Origin of the sequence: Chengkuizengella sp. SCS-71B (assembly GCF_040100845.1) — a bacterium.
In the GTDB taxonomy this organism is placed as follows: Bacteria; Bacillota; Bacilli; order Paenibacillales; family KCTC-33759; genus Chengkuizengella.
Map to the genome: position 1 here is coordinate 39,658 of NZ_JAZHSH010000001.1, position 18,026 is coordinate 57,683.

Consider the following 18,026-nt stretch of genomic DNA (forward strand, 5'->3'; position numbering starts at 1 on the left):
AAACCTATGTTAATATTCTGACCACATATACGTTGTTGCAAAAGCCACGTAAACCATTATATATTTTTTTTACTTTTGATTGTTTAGAAACAAGACCAAACACTGTCGGCCCACTGCCGGACATTAAAACTCCTTCAGCACCCAAACGAAGCATGACCTCTTTTAATTGACTAATTTGAGGATACATCGGAATGGTGACTTCTTCTAAAACGTTGCCAAGGGAACGACAAATGTGCTGAAAATCCTTGTTCTCAATTGCTTTTTTTAAGACTTCCGTTTCAGGATGTTTATTAATTTTATTTACATTTAATCTTCTATATACATCAGGTGTTGACACATTAATGGGAGGTTTAGCAAGAATAACCCAACATTGAGGAGGAGATGATATCTTCTCTAATTTTTCTCCCCTTCCCCTTGCTATTGCCGTACCGCCTTCTATACAAAAAGGGACGTCTGAACCTAGTTCCTCTGCTACTTTTTTTAAATCATTTGTTGAAATATTTAACTCCCATAATCTATTTAACCCTCTGAGCGTGGCTGCAGCATCACTACTCCCACCAGCTAAGCCTGCAGAAACAGGTATTTTTTTATCTAAATGAATATAGACACCCTTCTTCACATCGTACTTTTCTTTTATTAAACGCGCAGCTTGAAATGCTAAATTTTTCTCATCTAGAGGAATATAACCGGCTTGACTGGTAATGATAATGGTATCTCTTGATAATTCAGCCATCTCCAACCGGTCTGCAAGGTCTACCATTGTCATAATCATCTCAACTTCATGGTAACCGTCCTCTCTTTTTCTTAGCACATCTAATGATAAGTTAATTTTAGCCGGAGCTTTTTCATATATTTTCATTAAAACACCTTCTTCAATTACAATAAGTGTACCATTCTTTAAGTGCCTCTACTGAGTTAATTAAACTTAGTTATATTACTCTATATAATATAACAAATGATTTTATAAAAAGCACTATGCATGAATGATGCGTTTTAATTCTTGGCCGAGATTAGAAGGATGCCAGCGAGGGGATCGATTACGAGAAAACTAAAAAACTAAAGCAAGCGCTTTAGTTTTAATTTATCAATATTATGATTGTTTAGTAGAAACCTGCTCAGCTATTTGTATGGCTCTTTTTACCATGTTTCCAGCATCTTTTGTTTTTATGCCTCCCCAACCTTCACGTTGTACCGTTTCATAAAAACCAAGATCTTTTGCAAGTTCATATTTAAATTGTTCTGACATGACATTTCCTCTTCGTCTTCGACCCATTATAATTCCCCCCTTTTCATAAAGTTAGACATTTTAGTAACCATTCATCTTCCTTATAAATAAAAGATACAAACTTCTTGTATGTAAGGATAGTATGTGACAAATGGGCTCATAAGATACTGTGGATATAAAGGAAATATCCTCATATGTTAGACTGCATCAAATATTTAATAAAAGTACAAAAAAAAACAAAACCTTTACAGGTTTTGCTGATAATTAATCATATATACTATGCATGTGTTACATGTTAATGTTCAATGTAAGTAATTTTAACTTGTCCCTCATCATTGCATACAGTAACTTCTACAGATTCCGTTAAAATGTCAGCATAGGAATAAGACACTCTTTTAAAGGCATGTTGTTCCTGATCTAATTTAACAATAAATACAGAAGGGTAGGTTTCTTCTAACACACCTGTTCTTTCAATGGTTTTCTTTCGTCCACCATTTGCTTTTAACATTATTTTAGCCCCAACATGGGTCTCCAAGCTGCGTTTTATTTCTGACAATGAATTTTTTGACATGTCCAACTACCACCTCTTTCAAGTCCATTATATCTAAAGGGTTGTGGAATGTCAAATTAAACAATTATATCAGTGAAACAAAGTTATTGTCAATGATTATTTTCACTGTTTTTAATATTAGGAAGCCCAATTCTATAGCTGCCTCTAGATTCAATACCACCTATTCCTTTTATACCGCTAATCGTATAACTAATTACATCTGACATATTCACAGTATCTTTAATAGAGGTATAGGAAATTTTAGATGCAATTTGAACTGGATCTAGGGCGTGGATTAATATTCGTTGTGGAGAACTGGCAAAGTTAGCACCTGCTTGTAAAAGAGCTTCAAAATGTGATTGACAAGCACCTGCAACAATCATAAGCGTATCTTTATTTTTTTCATATTCTCTAGCTATTTTCACTGCTTTAGCAAAATTTCGAGAATTTTTGTAACTATCTAAACTATAATCATCCCTGTTTCTGCGATTTTTAATCATACTATCATGCCCAGTTATCACTAATATATCTGGTTTCACTGTAGGTAAAAGATCATACAATTGTTCAGGCATATCTTTCTCACGAAAATAATGTCCTTCTACTGGAACTCGCAGCTTGTTGTATAGATCTAGGCTTTTAGTTAAGTAACGTGAGTCACCGTCCAAATGAAGCACTTTCCCTGGCACTTCAAAGTATGATTTTAATTCCTCTTCCTTATCTTGCCCACCTAAGATATGCAAATTCGTCTCTTGCTGGACCCTTCTATATCGCTCGATCAATCGTTGTGTTTGCTGCACTTTAGTATGTGATCTCATATAATCTTTGGTTGAGCGGTAATCAATCACTTTATTTAAATCCATAATAGGAGAGTCTGCTACCAATCGATATTCAACTCCACTTAAAAATGCATTTTGTCTGTTAATATCTATAATTTCAAATACAACATCTTCGCCATAAGACTTTCTAGTTACTAAATCTCCTCGATTCATCATCTCACCCCTCCTCATCTATACTATGGAGCAGATGTTATTTTTGTGTATAAATAAGGGGAATGATTTTATGCCTATAGGACAAAGGCTAAATTATACTTTTAAAAGAACATTGCTCAACCTTGCATATTCTTCTATGCTTAATGTTTCACCACGTCTAGAGGGATCAATGTCAGCAGATTGCAATATGGAGATTAACTTTTGTTTATCATCCTTAGTAAAAAGATTAGAGATTAAATTGTTAATTATTGTTTTTCTTCTTTGTCCAAAACTGGCCTGTACTACCTTGAAAAAAAATATACTATCCTCCACTTGTACAATGGGTTCCCTGCGCCTCTTCAATCTAATCACTGCCGAATCAACATTCGGTTGTGGAATAAAAACCGTATGTGGAACAGTTAACACCATCTCTGCTTCACAATAATATTGGACTGCAATACTTAAACTGCCGTAATCTTTACCTCCCGGTAAAGCAACCATTCTTTCTGCAACTTCCTTTTGAATCATAACTACAATATTTTCTATAGGCAATTGTTTTTCCAACAAAGCCATTATGATTGGAGTAGTCACATAATAAGGTAAATTAGCAACAACACTTACTTCTGTTTGATCTTTAAAATGTTCTTTAAAAATATTGTTCAAGTCTATCTTTAGCACGTCACCATGAATGACTTCAACATTATCATAAGACTGAAGTAAATCATTTAATATAGGAATTAACCGCTGATCTAATTCAATTGCAGTGACTTTTCCTGCTGAGAGTGCTAACGATTGCGTTAATGCACCAATGCCTGGACCAATTTCCAAAGCACCTTTATTTTTATCCAACTCTGCTACATTTACTATCTTTTCTAGAATATTTTGATCAATTAAAAAATTTTGACCTAAACTCTTTTTAAATGAAAAACCATACCTCTTTATTATTTCTTTTGTATTTTTAGGTAATGAAATTCTATCAAAATAAGTGTTGTCCATATGTTTTCATTCAATCCTTTAACTTAATTTGTTGTAACCCATTCGTAAATTCTATTTTTGTAATTTGAAACATTTTGCATCTTTTATAAAATTGTTTCCCGTTGCAATATCCAATCCCTAATATTTTACCCAACTCCGTCCTTCTTTTCGCAGCTTGAGGATGGATGATCAGACCCGCATCCATAAGGTCCTGCCAAGATATTTGTTCTTCTATATCCATAAACTCTATTTTTGCATTTTCAAGTGCCGATTTTATAGCTTGAATTGAAGCATTCTCAACCCCAATATCATCTTTATAGCTAGCCTCTTCTCTAGTCAGGAAAGCATGTTTACATCCTTTTACTTTGGACGAAATGATTTTACGAATTCGTTCACCTGCATGATCAGGATCAGTAAAAATAATCACACCTCTTCGTTCCTGAGCTAATTGTATCCTTTGAATCACTTCTTTATTAATCGCTGATCCACCTGTTTCAATTGTGTCAGCTTCAACCGCTCTCTGAATAGCAGTGGTATCGTCTTTCCCTTCAACCACAATCATTTCCTTAATCATCTTTTTAATCCCTTCTGTTTACTCTCATCCAAGTATATATGATATCTGTTTCCATAAACAAGGATACTTATGTCATTGTATAATTGAATAAGGTTAAATAAATCATAATGTTAAATCATGGAATAATGAATAGACCCCAATAACTTTGGGGCCTTAATTCGATATTTACGTTGAATATTATGGTTTTTCAGGACCAATTACATAAACTGTATAACCCCTCTTTGTGCCAAAAGCTTCAACATAATTCGCATCATCAAAATAAATATCTACCTTTTTACCTTTTACCGCACCACCTATATCCTCTGCTCTTCTGAAGCCAAAACCTTCGATATAAATCCACCATCCTAGTGGAATGACGTTTGGATCTACAGCCACCGTATGACCTTCCTTCACGGTTGTTCCTGTATAAGTAATACCATATTGAGGATGTCCTTTAGATTTACCAGTAGATTTGAATCCAGCATCATAAGCTGTTAATTTTACATTATTTAGTACTTTTTTATAACCAAATGTGTTGCCTTCCACTGTAATTTCAGCAACATCTGGTGAAGAACTTGTTAATTTTGCAATAGGCTTTAAAGTACCCTTTGCTAAAATTTGATTTTTACTTTCAATTTGAACAACTTCCTGAACAACTTCCTCTGATATGATCTTACCATCTTTCATTACTTTTTCTGTTTTTGTAAGCAATACTCCCTCACTGCCTTCTTGTACAATGACCTCCTTACCTTCTAATAATGTTGGGTCTTCTATCGTAACAACATCATAATTAATGGGTGATTGTACAGCTTCAACAGCTGTTTCAATTCTTGTGATTTTTATTTCTAAACTTTCCATTACTTTACTATCTAGAGAAGTAGATACTTCATCTAGAGGATCCAATTCAATCTTTTGTTCCTCAATTACTTGTTTTACAGTATCAGCTGTCGTATACACCACTTCACTTTGGCCATCTGCTTTTATCAATACAGGAACTGCGTAATTAATCATAATTTTATCCTGATCTATTAAAATAGCATCTAGTCGTTTTGAAATTTCATCATGTGCATTAATCATGATTTGCTGTTCTACTAATAAATCTTCCAATACATCCTCTTTTGTTTGAACAATCTTCTCCTCATCGTTAATGACTAAATAAATTTCCTTTGAATTAAAACCATATAAAACCCAACATAAGATAATAACAGCCGTAATTAATCCAGAAGCTAGTAAAGATGTGAGAGTTTTTTTATTACGGACTCTCATCCAATTCCCCCTTAAAACCTTTGTATTTCAAAAATTTAAAAAAATGTGAAAATAATAATTATTATGCAATTTAGAAAAAAATAATTCTTATGGTATTTGGAAAAATATATTAAACTTTTATAATTGTTTATTTAAGATCATACTTAACTTATCCTAAAAATGTAAAACCTCAAAAAGAAAAGATTAGAGGAATAAAACAGTAAATTTCATGAAAATGAAATGTTTTAATCCTCTAATCTTAAGTTTTACACTAATTATCTCTATTTAACTGCTTAATGCGAATAACACATTATATTTGAAAACATTTTTTAGCATTATTCGTTGTGATTCGTGCTATTTCATCAAATGATAATCCCTTTAATTCCGCTGCTGCCTCTGCTACATATTTAACATATGAAGTTTCATTTCTTTTTCCTCGATAAGGATGAGGAGTTAAATAAGGACAGTCTGTTTCTACCAATAACCTGTCTAAAGGTACATTTTTTAGCACTTCTTTTGGCTGTTTTGCATTTTTAAAAGTAACTGGTCCCCCAAAAGATATGTAAAAGTTCATATCCAAACACTTCTTGGCAATTTCCCAGCTCCCAGAATAACAATGCATTACTCCACCTACTTCAGCAGCATTTTCTTCGGCTAAAATATTTACAACATCTTGATGTGCGTCTCTATTATGAATCACGATAGGTTTATTCACTTTACGTGCTAGTCTGATTTGTTGTCTAAAAACTTTTTGTTGGATATCTTTTGGGGAAGTATCCCAATAATAATCTAATCCTATTTCACCTACAGCTACTACCTTTTTGTGATTGCATAGTGATTCTATCCAATTTAAGTCTTCAGGAATCATATGGATTGCATCTGTTGGGTGCCATCCAACAACCGCATATATAAACTCATATTTTTCTGCAAGCTCTATCGTTTCCGGGATCGTTTCACGGTTGAAACCCACATTGATCATTATTGAAACTCCGTTTTGCCTAGCTCGTTCAATTACTTGTTCTCGATCTTCATTAAATTGTTCTGCATTTAAATGTACGTGCGTATCTATTAACATCGTTTAACTCCCTTCATTTATCCTAGTCCATAGTCTACATAATTTTATGGGAAAATGAAATAAAACATTATAACACATAAATATTATTCGACATAATTCATCAAAAACTAATGGTGATTTGTCGATTTTATATAAAGGCAGACCATGAATTTAAATACATAAAAAACTCACTTTTCGTCCTGAAATTAAGATTCGTTGCATAAATATAAAATATTATACATTATTTAGAAATTTATAATTTTTAATTAAAGAAGTATTGACTAATTTGGCAAACATTAGTATCATAAGGGAATGAAAATATTGTCGAAAATTGGCGTTTTTTAATAAAAGAGAGGGGAATGAATTTATGAAATCCACAGGTATTGTTAGAAAAGTTGATGAATTAGGTCGTGTAGTTATTCCAATTGAACTACGTAGAACTTTAGGCATTGCAGAGAAAGACGCGCTAGAAATATATGTTGATGGGGAAAAGGTCATGTTAAAAAAATATGAACCTGCATGTATTTTTACGGGTAATGCAAATGATTTAGTTTATTTCAAAGGTAAAATGATCAGCAAAGAAATTATTCCTGAACTAATTGAAATTTTTAATTCAAGCAAAAAAGATAATTCAGTGACAAAAGAAATTATTTAGTATATAATAGAATAAGATTTAGTTAATTCTAACCTTTTCATATCTCCTTTGTCTCCTGCCGTTATATATATAATATAATCATAACGGCAGGATTTTTTTCTTAAAGGAGATGATTATATATATCCCTCTTAGATACCTTGCGATCTACCGCGACTTTTTTCATTGCTTCCTTCTTATCAAAATCCTGATTGATGTAATATTCCAGATGTTCTTGAATGGATAATAAACTCCACCATAACTCATCTTTTCCTTCTACTTTTTTAATATTCCCTTCTACAACGATGCAATATTCTCCTTGAACTTTCATATCATCCATATAACTGATACATTCTTCTAATGTTCCTCTGATGATTTCTTCATATTTTTTAGTTATTTCTCTTGCAATAGAGATACGACGATTTCCCCACACTTCTAACATTAAATGAAGTGTATTTAATAATCGATGCGGAGACTCATAAAAAATAATAGATCCTGTAGTTTCTAACAATTCTTGAATTTTTTCTTTTTTATCTTTTTTATTACGAGGTAAAAATCCAAAAAACATAAATTGATCTGTATCTAATCCTGAGATGATTAGAGCGGATAACGCAGCATTTGCACCAGGAATAGGAATCACTGAAAGATTGGATAGTATGGCTAATTGTACTAGCTCATTTCCAGGATCAGAGATAACAGGTAAACCAGCATCACTGACCAATGCAATGTCTTTGCCCTGCTCAATAAGACGTATAATTTCTTTACCGCTTGCATGTTTATTATGCTCATGGTAACTAATACTACGTGTTGAAATCTGAAAATGAGAAAGAAGTTTCCTCGTTTGTCTTGTATCTTCACAAGCAATACAATTCACTTCTTTTAATATTCTAAGAGCTCTATAAGAAATATCCTCTAAATTCCCAATGGGAGTACCTACTAAGTATAGGCATCCTTTATTTGTTTCATCTTTTAAAAAGCTTTTTTGTATATTCATTTTGCAGCATCTCCATAATATATTTCCATCAACTCATTGCAATATTGATTGTGATCATCATAAACAATCAAAGGATCTAATATATGCATATCCGCTTTTCCATTCCTAATTCCCTCTACAAGCACCATATTCGCTTCTTCACCTATTCTAGGATGTACAAATCGAATTCGTTTCGGTTCAATGTTGTACTGCCTCATTAAAACAATAATATCCGCTAATCTAGATGCACGATGTACCAGACCCACCTTGCCCCCACTCTTCACAAGTTTATTGCAAGCTGAAATAACATCTTCTAATGTACATAAAATTTCATGTCGTGCATTAGCAATAAATTCATTTTCATTTTGTTTTCCAGAATATGCTGGAAGATAGGGTGGGTTTACTGTAACCAGATCAAAACCCCCATATCCCAGTTGAGTATGTACTAATTTTAAATCAGCTTGAATGATAGAAATTTGATCTGATAAATCATTCATTTTTATATTTCTTGCAGCCATATCCGCTAATTTTTTTTGAATCTCAACTGCAGTGATCTGTGCTTTTGTCCTTGTAGATAACAATAATGGGATCACACCGTTACCAGAACATAAATCTAAAATATTCCCCCTGATAGGAACAGAGCAAAAACGTCCTAGTAATACGGCATCCATTGAAAAACTAAAAACCTTATCACTTTGTATAATCTTTAAATCTTGTGTTAATAAGTCATCAATTCTTTCGTGCTCCATTAAAGGTATGTTTTCTTTCATAATCAGTTCCTTTTTAATTTACCCATATTATTTTAAATTTGTAAAACCGCAGGATGTCCCCTGCGGTTTAAATAACTTATAATTCTATTTGTTTAAAAATGATAAGCAAAAGAGGCAGTCACCTTCTGTTCGAAGATGTCCATAATATACATTACAAATATGAAATCCTTCATAATACAAACGAGCTAAATTATCATAACCTTCACCGATAACTGGAGAAGGAGGATTTTCCTCTTGTATTTTATCTGTATCAGGCTGGTCTTTTTTCAACATACTTCTCAACTGCTGATTTTCTAAACTTAAACGTTTATTTTCCTCCAACAATTGTACAAGTTTTTTTTTCATTTTGCCAATATCTTTATATATATCGCCTAAATGCTGTTCTAGTTCATTGGCCTGTGCATAGATATCCTTATTCTCCACAATTCCACCTCAGTTTAAAAAAACTGCATTTATTCATTCTTGTTCTACAACATCTTCAAGGGATAATTCCTTCACTTTTTCCATTTCAAAAATTTTAACTTGTACTGAACTTTTTTCTGGATTAATGGAAATAACCTTTCCTTCTCCCAATGAGGTAATCACAAAACTTCCAACTTTAGGCAGGTCATTTTTGGCGCTTTCGTATTGATCGTGTTCAAACTTTAAACAACACATGAGTCTACCACATAGTCCAGAAATTTTGGTTGGATTTAAGGAAAGTCTTTGGTCTTTTGCCATTTTGATGGAGACTGGTTCAAAATCCCCCAGCCATGTTGAACAGCATAAAGTTCTTCCACAAGGGCCAATACCTCCTAACATCTTGGCCTCATCCCTTACACCAATTTGCCTTAATTCAATACGTGTTTTAAAAATACTCGCCAAATCTTTAACTAGCTCTCGAAAATCTACTCTTCCTTCAGCTGTAAAGTAAAATATGATTTTATTTCTATCAAACGTATATTCTACATCAATTAATTTCATATATAATTGATGTTGATTAATTTTATCTAAACAAACATAAAAAGCCTCTTTAGCATCTTTTTTATTATTTTCCATCACTCTAACATCCACTGATTTCGCTATACGAATCACTTTCTTCAGGGGAAGTACAATATCTGACTCATCAACCTGTTTTTCCCCAATGACTACTGTCCCGTATTCTATGCCCCGTGCTGTTTCTACAATCACATGATCATCTTTTTGTACGGGATGATTCGTTGGATCAAAATAATAAATCTTGCCCGCTTTTTTAAAGCGAACCCCAATCACTGAGTACATTTCAACCCCCCTTAATTTGGATCATAAATTGATCAAGAGCTAACTGAGGATTTACATTAAATCGAAGTTTCTTTTTTGTATTTACTGTAATCTCCATACATTGAACCCAATCATTCATCTGACGTGTAAATGCATTTTTTTCTAACCATGTAAGCTGGTCTTCAAAAACAAGTCTGTCCTTTCGACCGCTTTGTATTTGAATGATATCTTTAAACCAAAGTATAAATAAATCTAAAAGTAAATTCAGCTCGTCTGTAAGGTTGGATTTAAATATTTTTTGTTGTGCTGTAATGCTCGCAAGGGAAAACTTATTTAAACTTTCCTTAGCTAATTGTATCATTATGCCTCTAATTTCTGCAAACGAATTTAATTGGATAAGCTCTCTAGCTTCTTCCAGTCCAGATGTTAAATGTACACTGCTGTATACTAACTCTCTCGAAAATCCTTCTGAAATTAATTGATCAGCCATCTTGTATGGGGATTGTGGCTGGAAAGATATCCATTGCGAACGTGATCGAATGGTTGGTAGAATAGCATGTCCATTATCTGAAATTAAAATAGCGATCACGTTGGACTGAGGTTCTTCTAAAAATTTAAGTAAACTGTTTGCTGCTTGCGTTGTTAATCGATCAGCTTGAAATAATATATATATTTTCTGCTGATTTCCATTCATTTTATATGAAAAATCTTTTTGTAGATCTCTAATTTGTTCTATTTTTATATGATTTCCATCTGGTTCTATAAGACGAAGCTGGGGATGGTTCCCATGTTCAAACTTTTTACATTCAATGCACTGATCACAGGCATCAACTTTATTATGAATACAAAAAATAGCCTTTGCAAAATTCAAGGCCATTTTTCTTTTCCCTGTACCTGAAGGTCCTGTAAATAAATAAGCATGAGAGATTTTATTCATCCTTAATCCATTCTGAAGTTTCTTTTTCACCTTGTTTTGATTTATGATTTCATCAAAAGACATGATATATCCCCTTAACATTCCCATTAAAATAATATATTGATCAACATCCCACGTATTTCCCCTACTTTGTGCAATATTTCAATTCTACCTTGTTCACTTTTTAATAAATCGTCTGTCATTTCTAACAACGATTGATCGACTTCTTCTAATAGTTTATATCTTCTCCCTCTTCCGCGCCGATCCTTACCTATTTTATTATTAAGCTGAATTCCATTTCGAACAGACTCATCCATAAATTGTTTTACAAGTTTCTTATAGGCAAACAATTCACGAACGGTCATGGATTTTGATAATCGCTTACCTTGTATTTCTATTTGAAGAATGGCTTGTTTTAATTGTTGACTTGATGCAAATCGTTCTTGGTGTTGTAACGTTTCAGAAAAATTTTTCATCGTTATTGAATTTTGGTTTGCTTGATCTGTAAGCAACACATTTTTTTGTAAGGAACGTAATCCAGAGTTTATCTTCAATTCCTTTTACCTACCTTTAAAAATGTTCAAATTTTTCCACAGGAAGAACAAATACTGCAGCTCCTCCTACCTGTACTTCAATTGGAAATGGGATATATGAATCCGTTGTTCCTCCGACAGGGGAAACTGACGATACTAACTGATCCCTCACCTTGCAGTTTGATTTTATGACACCAATAGCTTCATCTATTTTTTCATCTTCTACGCCAATCATAAAAGTGGTATTACCCGCTTTTAAAAATCCACCGGTACTTGCTAATTTTGTCGCTCGAAAGTTTGATTTAATTAATGCGTTAGACAATCGGTTACTATCCTTATCTTGCACTACTGCAATAATTAATTTCATTTTAATCCCTCCTACTATTATACTTTAAAATAGATTAAACTACTAATGGTTTTCATCATAGTCATGGTTCACCCTAAAAAGCATTGTGAGGATTATTTATTACTATTTGCTAATAATATAGTCATATCCTTTAATATTTCTTCTGATATAACATCAATAGGTTGATTCGCATTGATTAAGTATACTCTGTCTGGATTTTCATTTGCAATTTCTAAAAAACCCTCTCTTACCTTTTTATGATAGTCATGGGCTTTTTGTTCTATACGATCTAAAATGATTTCACCCTTTTTATTTATCCTCTGTGATAATCTAGTCTTACTTTCCTTCACGCTTACATCCATCATATACGTTCTTGTCGGTTGTAATCCAGAGCTTGCAAAGTGATTAATCCCTTTAATTGTTTTTTGGTCAATTCCCAATCCAACAGATTGATAAGCTATGCTCGCATCAATATAACGATCACACAATACTATTTTATTTTGCTGTAATGCTGGAATAATAACCTCATGTACATGCTGTGATCTAGAAGCAGCATATAAGAGCACTTCTGTTTGATCTTTCATTTCTTTATATTCTGTTGATAAGAGTATGTTCCTCAATAGATCACTGATTCTTGTTCCTCCCGGTTCTCTTGTTGTAATCACATCATAACCGAGTTTGATTAATGTATTAGATAGTTGTTGTATTTGAGTGGTTTTACCCGAACCATCTGGACCTTCGAATGTTATAAATAAACCGTTCACAACAAACCTCCTTGTTGACTGAATTTTTGTATGGTTAATTTAAAATTGAAATTTTATGATTAACTATTTTTTTCGATCCTTGAAAATGAGCTCCTGAATCTATATATTGTTTTATTTTCAATATCATTTCATTTGTAATAGTTTCACCTTGATAAAGCAGAGGAATTCCTGGAGGATAGGGAATAATCAACTCAGCAGATCTGGAGTTCAATGCTTCATCTAAACTTACTACTTTTGTATTTTCAAAGTGATTTTCCATTTTCACAGGTGGACTTAAGTTTGTAATGGCCATTTCATTACATATATTCGTTATGTTTTTACCCAGTTCCTTCTTTTTCAAATTGAAATGAACTGATATATCCTTTAATGCCTTTAAGAGCTTGTTCATATCATCTTCTATTGTGGAAGCGCTGCAAACAATTAATATAAACTTTGGATCCGCCATCTCAATCATGCAGCCGCGTATTTCTAGAGATGCTTGCAAATCATAACCCGATAAAGTTTCTGTAAGGTCATGTATTAATATTTTAAAAGGGTCTTGGGTATAATCCTTTCCAAAATCTTGTGTAATATCCATAATCTCAAACCAGCTCAATATTTCCATTTCCTTTTTAAAGGTTAAAATAATCGATTGCACCTTGGAAAGACTCTCTCTACCCTTGGTGCTTATCCATCTGCGACTGATATCTAGTGAAGCCATTAAAGGATACGATGGACTAGAGCTTTGTAGCATGGTTAAAAATCGATGTAACCTCTCTCTGTTTATCATATTTCCTTGAACATGAAGCATACCACTCATTGTCATCGATGTTAACATCTTATGAGTGGATTGAACAACAGCATCTACACCACAGGATAATGACGAATCAGGTAATTTAGGATGAAATCCATAATGAGCCCCATGGGCTTCATCAATTAATATAGGAATGTGATATCCATGTACTAAATCAACTAACCTTTTCAATTTCATCCCGATACCATAATAATTTGGATTCGTTAGAAGCACAGCCTTGGCATCTGGATACTGAACTAATGCTTCTTGTAATTTATTTATAGACACACCTAAATCAAGACCCGTTTTGGGGTCTATATTAGGGGGTAGAAACACAGCCTTGGCTTCCGCTAATACAAGACCATTAATAATAGATTTATGTACATTTCTTTGTACGATAATAATATCCTCTCGTTCACATACAGATAAAATCATGGCAAGATTCCCTACAGTACTACCGTTTATCAAAAAATAACTTTGCTCTGCTCCAAAACAATCTGCAGCAAGTTCCAAAGCAGCTTTAATAATACTTTGAGGATCATGAAGATCATCTAGGCCGGTTATCTCAGTATAATCAATCTTCATAATCTGTTCAAAATAATATCGTTCATCTTTATTCAAATCTAATCCAAATTTGTGACCAGGCACATGAAAACTAGCATGTTGCCCCATGTGATATTGTTTCAACATATCAAATAAAGGAGCTTTATGTTGATCCATTTTCAAGCATAACCCCCCATGTATTAAAACTTGCCATTCACTATATTATCATAATTTATATTAATAATATCATCCAATACGTCAAAAAAAAACCGCCAAATGTGGGACGGTCACTTATTACTTAGATACGCCTCTTAAATTTAAAAACTTGTAATCAAATAATATTTTTATACCATATTCTTCTTAACTTTTTAATATAAAATGAATACTTTGCATCGTTTACATCTGTGCGTATAATTTCAGATTCACAACGATTACATATAAATTCAGTGCATATCTTGATGCCATTCTTATTTTGTTGATCACATACTATACAGGTATAGTCTAACTTACTCTCCATAGACTTCCCACCCTTGTTTTTTCTATCATTATGCCACATTATCTATCCTCTTAAACTTCTAAATTAATCTTAGAAAAAATATTTTCAAAAAATATACCGATATTGTGTTTTAATATTCGTTATTATATGTACATTAAAATTAAAAGGTGTAAAAATTATACACTTAAATACTTGTAAACAAAAAAAGACACCATAGTAAAAGTATCACTACAGTGTCTTTGGTTAGCTTGGCAACGTCCTACTCTCCCAGGACCTTGCGGTCCAAGTACCATCGGCGCTGGAGGGCTTAACGGTCGTGTTCGGTATGGGAACGCGTGGTACCCCTCCGCCATCATCACCAAACGTATAAATAATTAATGAAGGTCGACCAAGTTCGGACACATCCATGTGACCAACGTCGACATCAATTCATCCTTGAATTGAAAAACTAGATGCGAAACAAAGATAAGCTTGGAATCTTTATTTTGAATATTTTTGGATAAGCCCTCGACCGATTAGTATTCGTCAGCTCCATGCATTGCTGCACTTCCACCCCGAACCTATCAACCTCGTCGTCTTCAAGGGGTCTTACTAAATTGGGAAATCTCATCTTGAGGGGGGCTTCACGCTTAGATGCTTTCAGCGCTTATCCCTTCCGTACTTGGCTACCCAGCTATGCTTCTGGCGAAACAACTGGTACACCAGCGGTACGTCCATCCCGGTCCTCTCGTACTAAGGACAGCTCCTCTCAAATTTCCTACGCCCACGACAGATAGGGACCGAACTGTCTCACGACGTTCTGAACCCAGCTCGCGTACCGCTTTAATGGGCGAACAGCCCAACCCTTGGGACCTACTTCAGCCCCAGGATGCGATGAGCCGACATCGAGGTGCCAAACCTCCCCGTCGATGTGGACTCTTGGGGGAGATAAGCCTGTTATCCCCAGGGTAGCTTTTATCCGTTGAGCGATGGCCCTTCCATTCGGTACCACCGGATCACTAAGCCCGACTTTCGTCCCTGCTCGACCTGTACGTCTTGCAGTCAAGCTCCCTTATGCCTTTGCACTCTTCGAATGATTTCCAACCATTCTGAGGGAACCTTAGGGCGCCTCCGTTACGCTTTAGGAGGCGACCGCCCCAGTCAAACTACCCGCCTGACACGGTCCCCGACCCTGATTCAAGGGCCTAGGTTAGAACTCGAATACGATCAGGGTGGTATCCCAAGGGCGCCTCCACCGATGCTTGCGCACCAGCTTCCAAGGCTCCCACCTATCCTGTACAAATCGTACCCCAGTTCAATATCAGGTTGTAGTAAAGCTCCATGGGGTCTTTCCGTCTTGTCGCGGGTAACCAGCATCTTCACTGGTATTAAAATTTCACCGGATCTCTCGTTGAGACAGCGCCCAAATCGTTACGCCATTCGTGCGGGTCAGAATTTACCTGACAAGGAATTTCGCTACCTTAGGACCGTTATAGTTACGGCCGCCGTTTACTGGGGCTTCGGTTCATAGCTTCGCCTAAAACGGCTAACCATTCCCCTTAACCTTCCAGCACCGGGCAGGCGTCAGCCCGTATACTTCGCCTTACGGCTTCGCACAGACCTGTGTTTTTGCTAAACAGTCGCTTGGGCCTTTTCACTGCGGCTCCCTCGGGCTATACACCCTAACGGAGCACCCCTTCTCCCGAAGTTACGGGGTCATTTTGCCGAGTTCCTTAACGAGAGTTCTTCCGCGCGCCTTAGAATTCTCTTCTCGCCTACCTGTGTCGGTTTGCGGTACGGGCACCTTCACCTGGCTAGAGGCTTTTCTTGGCAGCATGAGTGCGAGTTCTTCGGTACTACAATTTTCCCTCCTCATCACAGCTCAGCCTTATCAGTGTGCGGATTTGCCTACACACCAGCCTTACTGCTTGAACAGACTTATCCATCAGTCTGCAACTGTTCCCTTCTGCGTCACCCCAATTGCTCATAACGGTTTACGGTGGTACAGGAATTTCAACCTGTTGTCCTTCGATTACGCCTTTCGGCCTCACCTTAGGTCCCGACTTACCCTGAGCGGACGAGCCTTCCTCAGGAAACCTTGGGCTTTCGGCGGACAAGATTCTCACTTGTCTTTTCGTTACTTATACCGGCATTCTCACTTGTGTACAGTCCAGCACTCCTTACGGTATACCTTCAATCCATACACAACGCTCCCCTACCCCTGATACCATTGTATCAAGCCATAGCTTCGGTGGTGTGTTTAGCCCCGTTACATTTTCGGCGCAGAGTCACTCGACCAGTGAGCTATTACGCACTCTTTCAATGGTGGCTGCTTCTAAGCCAACATCCTGGTTGTCTGTGCAACTCCACATCCTTTCCCACTTAACACACACTTGGGGACCTTAGCTGATGGTCTGGGCTGTTTCCCTTTTGACGATGGATCTTAGCACTCACCGTCTGACTCCTGGGGTTTAAAGTCTATGGCATTCGGAGTTTGACTGAGCTTGGTAACCCTTGACGGGCCCCGCACCCAATCAGTGCTCTACCTCCACGACTCACCCCCAAGGCTAGCCCTAAAGCTATTTCGGGGAGAACCAGCTATTTCCGAGTTCGATTGGAATTTCTCCGCTACCCCCACCTCATCCCCTCATTTTTCAACATAAGTGGGTTCGGGCCTCCAGTGAGTGTTACCTCACCTTCACCCTGGACAGGGGTAGATCACACGGTTTCGGGTCTACGTCAACATACTCATACCGCCCTATTCAGACTCGCTTTCGCTGCGGCTCCAGCTCTTCACTTTAACCTTGCATGCTAACGTAACTCGCCGGTTCATTCTACAAAAGGCACGCCATCACCCATTAAACGGGCTCTGACTTCTTGTAAGCACACGGTTTCAGGTTCTATTTCACTCCCCTCCCGGGGTCCTTTTCACCTTTCCCTCACGGTACTGCTTCACTATCGGTCGCTAGGGAGTATTTAGCCTTGGCAGATGGTCCTGCCAGATTCATACGGGGTTTCACGTGCCCCGCACTACTCGGGATCCACTCCGGAGAGAATGATTTTTTAGTTACAGGACTTTTACCCTCTTTGGTTCGCCTTTCCAGACGCTTCACCTAAATCATTCCTTTGTAACTCCATGTGGAGTGTCCCACAACCCCAACAGGCAAGCCTGTTGGTTTGGGCTAATCCGCGTTCGCTCGCCGCTACTGACGGAATCACTTTTGTTTTCTCTTCCTCAGGGTACTTAGATGTTTCAGTTCCCCTGGTCTGCCTCCGCTAGACCTATGTATTCAGTCTAGGGTACGTACCTATTACAGTACGTGGGTTCCCCCATTCGGACATCCCCGGATCGAGGTCTGCTTACGACTCCCCGAGGCATTTCGTTGTTCGCCACGTCCTTCTTCGGCTCCTAGCGCCTAGGCATCCTCCGTGTGCTCTTAATAGCTTAACCATTAAGTTCGATGTTTTATATGATCACTCATAATTGAGAATTC

At 36.2% G+C, this 18,026-nt stretch carries 19 protein-coding genes and 2 rRNA genes; 1 reads left to right on the forward strand and 20 read right to left on the reverse strand.

Translation table 11 applies throughout. The features are described from left to right. Window positions 1-4: 4 nt before the first annotated feature. The 8 genes from ispE to VQL36_RS00235 form a co-directional block, all read right to left on the reverse strand. Window positions 5-859, reverse strand: a complete 855-nt coding sequence (gene ispE / locus VQL36_RS00200; RefSeq protein ID WP_349247379.1) for a 4-(cytidine 5'-diphospho)-2-C-methyl-D-erythritol kinase — start codon at window positions 857-859, stop codon at window positions 5-7. Window positions 860-1,090: 231 nt separating this feature from the next. Continuing rightward, entirely contained in the window at window positions 1,091-1,273 is a 183-nt protein-coding gene (locus VQL36_RS00205; RefSeq protein WP_349247380.1) for a small, acid-soluble spore protein, alpha/beta type, read from the reverse strand. A gap of 247 nt (window positions 1,274-1,520) precedes the next feature. Then, window positions 1,521-1,796: a biofilm formation stimulator Veg gene (gene veg / locus VQL36_RS00210; protein WP_160647612.1), complete on the reverse strand. Its 276-nt coding sequence runs from the start codon at window positions 1,794-1,796 to the stop codon at window positions 1,521-1,523. A gap of 89 nt (window positions 1,797-1,885) precedes the next feature. Next, window positions 1,886-2,764, reverse strand: coding sequence for a sporulation peptidase YabG (gene yabG, locus VQL36_RS00215; protein ID WP_349247381.1), 879 nt, complete (start codon window positions 2,762-2,764; stop codon window positions 1,886-1,888). A gap of 93 nt (window positions 2,765-2,857) precedes the next feature. Then, window positions 2,858-3,739, reverse strand: a complete 882-nt coding sequence (gene rsmA / locus VQL36_RS00220; RefSeq protein WP_349247382.1) for a 16S rRNA (adenine(1518)-N(6)/adenine(1519)-N(6))-dimethyltransferase RsmA — start codon at window positions 3,737-3,739, stop codon at window positions 2,858-2,860. Between the two features lie 10 nt (window positions 3,740-3,749). Beyond that, window positions 3,750-4,292 carry a ribonuclease M5 gene (gene rnmV / locus VQL36_RS00225; RefSeq protein WP_349247383.1) on the reverse strand — a complete coding sequence of 181 codons (543 nt, stop codon included), beginning with the start codon at window positions 4,290-4,292 and terminating at the stop codon, window positions 3,750-3,752. Between the two features lie 177 nt (window positions 4,293-4,469). Further along, window positions 4,470-5,537: a G5 domain-containing protein gene (locus tag VQL36_RS00230; RefSeq protein ID WP_349247384.1), complete on the reverse strand. Its 1,068-nt coding sequence runs from the start codon at window positions 5,535-5,537 to the stop codon at window positions 4,470-4,472. Window positions 5,538-5,826: 289 nt separating this feature from the next. Continuing rightward, window positions 5,827-6,591: a TatD family hydrolase gene (locus VQL36_RS00235; protein WP_349247385.1), complete on the reverse strand. Its 765-nt coding sequence runs from the start codon at window positions 6,589-6,591 to the stop codon at window positions 5,827-5,829. A gap of 346 nt (window positions 6,592-6,937) precedes the next feature. Between VQL36_RS00235 and VQL36_RS00240 the strand changes: the two genes are divergently transcribed. After that, entirely contained in the window at window positions 6,938-7,225 is a 288-nt protein-coding gene (locus VQL36_RS00240) for an AbrB/MazE/SpoVT family DNA-binding domain-containing protein (protein WP_349247386.1), read from the forward strand. A 100-nt stretch (window positions 7,226-7,325) separates the two neighbouring features. Here VQL36_RS00240 and rsmI read toward each other — a convergent pair whose 3' ends face one another. From rsmI to VQL36_RS00300, 12 genes are all read right to left on the reverse strand, one after another. Next, window positions 7,326-8,195 carry a 16S rRNA (cytidine(1402)-2'-O)-methyltransferase gene (rsmI, locus tag VQL36_RS00245; protein WP_349247387.1) on the reverse strand — a complete coding sequence of 290 codons (870 nt, stop codon included), beginning with the start codon at window positions 8,193-8,195 and terminating at the stop codon, window positions 7,326-7,328. After that, window positions 8,192-8,944, reverse strand: a complete 753-nt coding sequence (locus tag VQL36_RS00250) for a tRNA1(Val) (adenine(37)-N6)-methyltransferase (RefSeq protein WP_349247388.1) — start codon at window positions 8,942-8,944, stop codon at window positions 8,192-8,194. Before VQL36_RS00250 ends, rsmI begins: the two co-directional genes overlap by 4 nt. An 84-nt stretch (window positions 8,945-9,028) precedes the next feature. Continuing rightward, the gene (gene yabA / locus VQL36_RS00255) at window positions 9,029-9,367 is read right to left on the reverse strand and encodes a DNA replication initiation control protein YabA (RefSeq protein WP_349247389.1); all 339 of its coding nucleotides are present in this window, start codon (window positions 9,365-9,367) and stop codon (window positions 9,029-9,031) included. 33 nt (window positions 9,368-9,400) lie between these two features. Further along, window positions 9,401-10,204, reverse strand: coding sequence for a stage 0 sporulation family protein (locus tag VQL36_RS00260; RefSeq protein WP_349247390.1), 804 nt, complete (start codon window positions 10,202-10,204; stop codon window positions 9,401-9,403). 1 nt (window position 10,205) lies between these two features. After that, window positions 10,206-11,183, reverse strand: a complete 978-nt coding sequence (holB, locus tag VQL36_RS00265; RefSeq protein ID WP_349247391.1) for a DNA polymerase III subunit delta' — start codon at window positions 11,181-11,183, stop codon at window positions 10,206-10,208. A gap of 23 nt (window positions 11,184-11,206) precedes the next feature. Then, on the reverse strand, window positions 11,207-11,653 hold the full coding sequence (locus VQL36_RS00270) for a YaaR family protein (RefSeq protein WP_349247392.1): 447 nt from the start codon (window positions 11,651-11,653) through the stop codon (window positions 11,207-11,209). A gap of 16 nt (window positions 11,654-11,669) precedes the next feature. Then, entirely contained in the window at window positions 11,670-11,999 is a 330-nt protein-coding gene (locus VQL36_RS00275; protein ID WP_349247393.1) for a cyclic-di-AMP receptor, read from the reverse strand. 92 nt (window positions 12,000-12,091) lie between these two features. Continuing rightward, the gene (gene tmk, locus VQL36_RS00280) at window positions 12,092-12,742 is read right to left on the reverse strand and encodes a dTMP kinase (RefSeq protein WP_349247394.1); all 651 of its coding nucleotides are present in this window, start codon (window positions 12,740-12,742) and stop codon (window positions 12,092-12,094) included. Window positions 12,743-12,776: 34 nt separating this feature from the next. Continuing rightward, entirely contained in the window at window positions 12,777-14,234 is a 1,458-nt protein-coding gene (locus VQL36_RS00285; RefSeq protein ID WP_349247395.1) for an aminotransferase class I/II-fold pyridoxal phosphate-dependent enzyme, read from the reverse strand. Window positions 14,235-14,388: 154 nt separating this feature from the next. Next, window positions 14,389-14,574: a sigma factor G inhibitor Gin gene (locus VQL36_RS00290; protein ID WP_349247396.1), complete on the reverse strand. Its 186-nt coding sequence runs from the start codon at window positions 14,572-14,574 to the stop codon at window positions 14,389-14,391. A 225-nt stretch (window positions 14,575-14,799) separates the two neighbouring features. Then, window positions 14,800-14,916, reverse strand: a 5S ribosomal RNA gene (gene rrf / locus VQL36_RS00295). 132 nt (window positions 14,917-15,048) lie between these two features. Beyond that, a 23S ribosomal RNA gene (locus VQL36_RS00300) occupies window positions 15,049-17,983 on the reverse strand. Between the last annotated feature and the right edge of the window lie 43 nt (window positions 17,984-18,026).